Here is a 6461-nt window from a genome sequence, read left to right as displayed (position 1 = left end):
CGGCTATATGCCGGGCGAATTTGTTTCACTTGCCTCGGAATTAGCGTCAATGACAGACAATATTCATAAACATCGCATTCTCATCCTTGATTTCGGATCTCAGTACACTCAGCTGGTTGCTCGTCGCGTACGTGAACTGGGCGTCTATTGTGAACTGTGGGCGTGGGATGTTACGGAAGCACAAATTCGCGAATTCAACCCAAGCGGTATCATTCTTTCCGGTGGTCCGGAAAGCACCACTGAAGAAAACAGCCCGCGTGCGCCGGAATACGTTTTCACTGCGGGCGTGCCTGTGTTCGGCGTGTGCTACGGCATGCAGACTATGGCAATGCAGCTCGGTGGTCATGTTGAAGGTTCTAACGAACGTGAATTCGGCTATGCGCAGGTTGAAGTTCAGACCGACAGCGCGCTGATCCGCGGTATTGAAGACTCTCTGACCGCAGACGGCAAACCACTGCTGGACGTGTGGATGAGCCACGGCGACAAAGTGACCGCTATTCCGGAAGGTTTCGTGACCGTTGCCAGCACCGACAACTGCCCGTTTGCCATCATGGCGCACGAGGAAAAACGTTTCTACGGTGTGCAGTTCCATCCGGAAGTTACCCACACCCGTCAGGGGATGCGCATGCTGGAGCGTTTTGTGCGCGACATCTGCCAGTGTGAAGCGCTGTGGACCCCGGCAAAAATTATCGATGACGCCGTTGCCCGCATTCGTGAGCAGGTTGGCACTGATAAAGTGATCCTCGGCCTCTCCGGCGGCGTTGACTCCTCCGTCACCGCGATGCTGCTGCACCGTGCGATTGGCAAAAACCTGACCTGTGTGTTCGTCGACAACGGTCTGCTGCGTCTCAACGAAGCTCAGCAGGTGATGGATATGTTCGGCGACCATTTCGGCCTGAACATCATTCATGTTGAAGGTGAAAAGCGTTTCCTGGACGCGCTGAAAGGCGAGAACGATCCGGAAGCTAAACGTAAAATCATCGGCCGCGTGTTCGTGGAAGTCTTCGACGAAGAAGCGCTGAAGCTGGAAGACGTTAAGTGGCTGGCGCAGGGAACCATCTATCCGGACGTGATCGAATCCGCGGCTTCTGCCACCGGTAAAGCGCACGTCATCAAATCTCACCACAACGTGGGCGGTTTGCCGAAAGAGATGAAGATGGGTCTGGTTGAACCGCTGCGTGAGCTGTTCAAAGACGAAGTGCGTAAGATTGGTCTGGAACTGGGTCTGCCGTACGACATGCTGTACCGTCACCCATTCCCGGGGCCGGGTCTGGGCGTACGCGTGCTGGGCGAAGTGAAGAAAGAGTACTGCGACCTGCTGCGCCGTGCGGATGCTATCTTCATTGAGGAACTGCACAACGCTGACCTGTACAACAAAGTGAGCCAGGCGTTCACCGTGTTCCTGCCAGTACGTTCCGTTGGCGTCATGGGCGATGGCCGTAAGTACGACTGGGTTGTTTCCCTGCGTGCTGTTGAAACCATCGACTTTATGACCGCGCACTGGGCGCACCTGCCGTATGACTTCTTAGGCCGCGTCTCTAACCGCATTATCAACGAAGTTAACGGTATTTCCCGCGTGGTGTATGACATCAGCGGTAAGCCGCCAGCTACGATTGAGTGGGAATAATATTCCTCCCGTTTAGCGGTTTCTGAACCGGTAGTATGTAAAAGCCCTCTTTTTACAGAGGGCTTTTTATTGCGCGAATTTTATCGATGCGACAGTCCTGCTCGATAGTAGGGTTAATCACACACTTAACGTCTGCGCTCCATTCAACACCGCTTCTTATTTACGGAAATAATGAAAAATACTCAGGGTATTACCCTGTAGAATTTAATAACGGTAACAATTCAGATAAGCATTTAAATTTATGCTAAATATGAATGTTTTAGTCAGTGATATTTTCTGGCGATATTAATTAGCGTCTATTTGAGCGCAGTGTCTCTTTTTTATATCCAGTACACTGGAACGTAAAAAATCAGCGCGAATGGCGCGGTGAAGCGGGATTCAAAGATGGTGTATTTTTGCGAAAAACACGGTTGATTATCCGATATATCAGCACATGTGGCGGGTAAGACTGCGCGAAGTTTCATCACTCAAATCCCTTACCGGATGGTTAAATATCAGGCGATTAGCCATCCGGTAAGGAATCTTAATGCTGTAGTATCATCGGCTCGGCTCGGCGCGAGCGATCAGCGTACGTCAGTTTGTGCAGGAGATGCCTGTTGCGGCAGGGTGATCTGCTGAGATTCTTTTTTGTTCTGGTGGTGGTGCCACGCACCTATGGCGGAGTAGACGAAGCGTCCGAAGAAGAAAAGAAAGCTGATAAGCAGTACGATCCGGATCATGCGACTGTTAAATCGGTGTCGTTTGCGTAGGCTGGTAACCTGGCTCACAAAAGGTTCCTTGTAGTGTACCCAACTGAGGGCGATAGTCACATTAAGGCATACTGTGAGGGAATGGTCAATTTTTCCTTATGTAAAATTGCTTCAGTTGTTTTATCTATTTATGTTATGGAAATTAATATTATTATTTGCATTAATAATGAGATAACGATAAAAAACCATGAAAAGAGTAATAATTGATTAATGAGGGACTTATTTATTGATGTGTATCAAGCATCACCCTTTGCTGACAACTAAAATTGATGAGTCATTTTAATGTATTTAACTTTATCGTTTTAACGTCAGGTGGGATGCCTGTCCGAATACCCCCTGCAGGATGTGCGGGATTCTACTGAGCATCTATGAAACTCAATAAAAATTATATTAGTATTAGAGATAGATGGTGGGCGTTACCTCTCATCTTGCCTTCCTTTCTGTTGCCTATATTGAGCACTGCTAACACCTATGCCCATATTAGTACCGGGACCGTAATTCTTTTCTACCTGCCTTTAGCGCTGATGATTAGCCTGATGTTGTTTTTTGGTTGGGCGGCATTACCAGGAATTATCATTTCCATCATCTGGTACAAATATCCGCAGGTTGGGTTATTTGAAATGCTCTCAATAATTTCGCACTTTATAGTTACGATAGTGCTTAGTTGGGGAGGGTATAAAGTTTTTGCTCCCCGGCGGAATAACGTTTCTTACGGTGACTCCCACCTGATGTTTCAGCACATGTTTTGGCAGGTTTTCTGCCCGGCAACGCTGTTTCTGCTATTCTTCCATTTCGCCGCGTTTGTGGGCGTCTATGAGAGCAAATCCGGCATGGTGGGCGTTATGCCCCTTAATACCGGCACGTTGATCAACTATCAGGCCATGCTGGCCGGGAATCTGGTTGGGGTTCCACTGTGCTACTTAATAATTCGCACGATTCGTAATCCTTTGTATATCAGAGGTTATTTATCTCAGTTAAAGCAGCAGTTTGATACCAAAGTTACCAAAACAGAGTTTGCGGTCTGGCTGATTATATTGACCATACTAATGACATTGTTGTGTATGCCGCTAGATGAGAAAAGCTCAATATTTAGCACGAATTATACCTTGTCACTGATGCTGCCCGTCATGCTATGGGGAGCTATGCGTTACGGTTATAAATTTATTTCGTTAATATGGATGCTCGTACTCATTACAGCAATTCATTATTATCAACGCTATATGCCCTGGTATTCGGGTTACGATGTGCAACTTGCCATTACCTCATCGAGTTACCTGGTTTTCTCCTTCATCGTGAATTTTATTGCCGTACTGGCAACGCGCCAGAGAATTGTCGCCAGACATTCTCATCGTCTGGCCTTCTTTGACCCCATGGTGCATATTCCGAATTTGCGCGCTTTGAACCGGGATTTGAGAAAAGCGCCATGGTCAGTGCTTTGCTTTTTGAGTGTTCCGGGTATGGAACTGCTGGTGAAAAATTACGGCATTATGCTGCGTATCCAGTACAAGCAAAAACTTGCCCAGTGGGTAAAGCCATTGCTGAAACAAGATGAGCATGTCTATCAGTTATCGGGTAATGATTTAGTTCTGCGTTTTAACACCGAGTCGCATCAGGAGCGTATTGAAGCGCTGGACAGGCATATCAAGCAGTTTCGTTTTATCTGGGATGGCATGCCTTTACAGCCGCAGGTGGGGATTAGTTTTTGCTATGTCCGTTCTCCTGTTAATCACATCTACTTGTTACTGGGGGAGTTAAGCACCATCGCCGAGCTTTCTCTGGCGACCAATGCGCCAGAGAATTTGCAGCGCCGAGGCGTGATGCACCTGCAACGTGACCTGAAAGATAAGGTTGCGATGATGAATCGTCTGCAACTGGCGCTGGAGCACCATCGCTTTTTCCTGATGGCGCAGCCGATTTCAGGCGTGCGCGGCGATGTTTATCATGAAATTCTGCTGCGGCTAGAGGGGGATGATGGTGAAACCATCGGTCCTGACAGCTTCTTACCGGTAGCGCATGAGTTTGGATTGTCATCCAGCATCGATCTGTGGGTGATTGAAAATACGCTGAAGTTTATGGCGCAGAATCGGGAAAAAATGCCCGCTCGTCGGTTTGCTATTAACTTATCTCCCACATCGGTATGCCGTGCCCGGCTTCCGCATGACATCAACCAACTGCTGATTAAGTACAAAGTTGAACCGTGGCAACTGATTTTTGAAGTAACGGAAAGCAATGCCTTAACCAATGCGGAACAGGCGCAGGCAACGTTACTGCAGCTGCAATCATTGGGCTGTCAGATTGCGATTGATGATTTTGGTACCGGATATGCCAGCTATGCGCGGCTGAAGAATGTGAATGCCGATATCCTGAAAATTGATGGCAGCTTTATTCGCAACATCGTTTCGAATAGCCTCGACTATCAAATCGTGGCCTCTATTTGCCATCTGGCGCGGATGAAAAGAATGCTGGTGGTCGCGGAGTACGTCGAAAGCGAAGAAATACGCAGTGCGGTAATTTCGCTGGGGATTGATTACATGCAGGGGTATCTGATTGGTAAACCGCAGCCGTTGCATGAAATGCTGGAAGAACAGGTGCCAGAAGAACTGGCACCTGCTGAGAGCTTATGCGGCGATATCGGGTGAACTCTCTTCTTCAATTTTGAGTCGCCAGCCGGTAACGGCTTCCCAGTATTGCTGCTCTTTTTCCAGATCGAGCAGCACCAGCGCATTCTGGCTAAACCAGTCATGCGGAAAGCGTAAGGTCCAGTGGTTGTCGTCGGTAATTAGGGTCAGCGTCGGTGGCGTGGTGGTCGCCTGTCGCTGATTATTCAGCAGCACGCCCAGGCGCAACAGCTGAATTAACGGCAGAAACTGTTTTTTCTTGAACAGCGTAAAGCGGGGCAAATCATCCAGTTTCACCGCTTTGCGATGATATCGAACCAGGGTTGCCATCATCAGCTGTTGTTCCTGATTGAAACCCGGTAAATCGCTGTTTTGGAGGATATACGCCGAGTGGCGATGTAAACCGCTGTGGTTGATGTTCAGCCCAACCTCATGCAGCATCGCCGCCCAGCGCAGCAACGCTTCCAGTTGTGGATTGGCCAGCTTTGGCTGCTGCGTATGCCACTGGTCGTACATTTGCATCGTCGTTTCCAGTACGCGCCGGGCCTGTTCGCTGTCGATATTGTACTGGTTCGCCAGGCTGCTCGCGGTACGACTGCGAACGTCCTGGTGGCGAAAACGACCTTCCATCTCATACAGCACGCCTTCGCGTAGTGCGCCATCAGAAAGGCGGAGTTCGCGGATAGCCAGTGCGTCAAAAACGCCGCACAGAATCGCGAGTCCCGGCACAAACACCGCTTTTCGTTCTTCAGACAGCCCCGGCAGGCTGAGCGCATCGAATGACGCATGCTTCAGCACTTCGGTTCGCAGTTTGTCCAGGCGTTCGGGGGTGATAAAACCATCTTTCTCACCCATCTCCAGCAGCACTTCGTGTGCCGCTTTAATCGTGCCCGACGCGCCCAGCGCAACGTTCCAGCCCTGAATGCGAAACTGCCAGGTTAAGGTTTCAAGCTTTTGCGCTGCCGCCATGCGCGCACGCTGGAAGTTTTCCCGACTAATAGCGCCGTCCGGGAAATACATCTGAGCAAAACTGACGCAGCCCATACGACGACTTTCCACCAGTTTGGGCTCGAAATCTTCGCCGATCACCAGTTCTGTTGAACCACCGCCGATATCAATAACCAGCTTACGACCCTTTTCCGGCTGGGTGTGCTCCACGCCCATAAAAATCAGTCGGGCTTCTTCATTACCGGAAATAATCTCAATAGGGTAGGGGATAACTTTTTCTGCTCGCTTGAGAAAATCGGTCGCATTTAGCGCCTGACGCAAAGTATGGGTTCCCACGATGCATACGCTTGATGGGGGAAAGCCCTGCAGACGTTCGGCGAACAGCGACAGGCAGCTTAATCCGCGCTCCATTGCCTCTTCGCTCAGCTTGTTATCTTCGCCGAGGCCATCCGCCAGATGAACGCGCTGTTTCAGTCGCCCGATAATCTGCATTGCGCCATCAACCACGCGGGCAATGAC

The 6461-nt window shown here is 49.6% G+C and carries 4 protein-coding genes; 2 read left to right on the top strand and 2 right to left on the bottom strand.

Annotated features, from left to right (window positions below; translation table 11 throughout):
• Window positions 1–49 precede the first annotated feature (49 nt).
• Complete coding sequence (guaA, locus tag FDW87_RS01345; protein ID WP_016153990.1) at window positions 50–1627, top strand: glutamine-hydrolyzing GMP synthase; 1578 nt, start codon at window positions 50–52, stop codon at window positions 1625–1627.
• A 563-nt stretch (window positions 1628–2190) separates the two neighbouring features.
• Here the strand turns inward: guaA and FDW87_RS01340 are convergent.
• Window positions 2191–2394, bottom strand: a complete 204-nt coding sequence (locus FDW87_RS01340) for a YfgG family protein (protein WP_047416419.1) — start codon at window positions 2392–2394, stop codon at window positions 2191–2193.
• A gap of 350 nt (window positions 2395–2744) precedes the next feature.
• On the opposite strand from FDW87_RS01340, the gene FDW87_RS01335 reads away from it, so the two are divergent.
• A complete protein-coding gene (locus tag FDW87_RS01335) occupies window positions 2745–5015 on the top strand; it encodes a sensor domain-containing phosphodiesterase (RefSeq protein WP_016157123.1) in 2271 nt (756 codons plus the stop codon).
• On the opposite strand, the gene FDW87_RS01330 is transcribed toward FDW87_RS01335, so the two are convergent.
• Window positions 4995–6461: exopolyphosphatase (locus FDW87_RS01330; protein WP_252362935.1), on the bottom strand; the 1467-nt coding region annotated here is incomplete at its 5' end. The genes FDW87_RS01335 and FDW87_RS01330 overlap by 21 nt on opposite strands.

The sequence above is a fragment of the Citrobacter sp. wls826 genome (assembly GCF_005281245.1).
Lineage (GTDB): Bacteria > Pseudomonadota > Gammaproteobacteria > Enterobacterales > Enterobacteriaceae > Citrobacter > Citrobacter braakii.
The sequence above is the reverse complement of the archived record's forward strand: the minus strand, read 5'-3'. Positions and strand labels throughout refer to the sequence as shown.

Excerpts from the sequence above, each read along its gene's own strand:
- FDW87_RS01335 (WP_016157123.1), top strand. The coding sequence starts at position 2,745 with ATGAAACTCAATAAAAATTATATTAGTATTAGAGATAGATGGTGGGCG.
- guaA (WP_016153990.1), top strand. The coding sequence starts at position 50 with ATGACAGACAATATTCATAAACATCGCATTCTCATCCTTGATTTCGGA.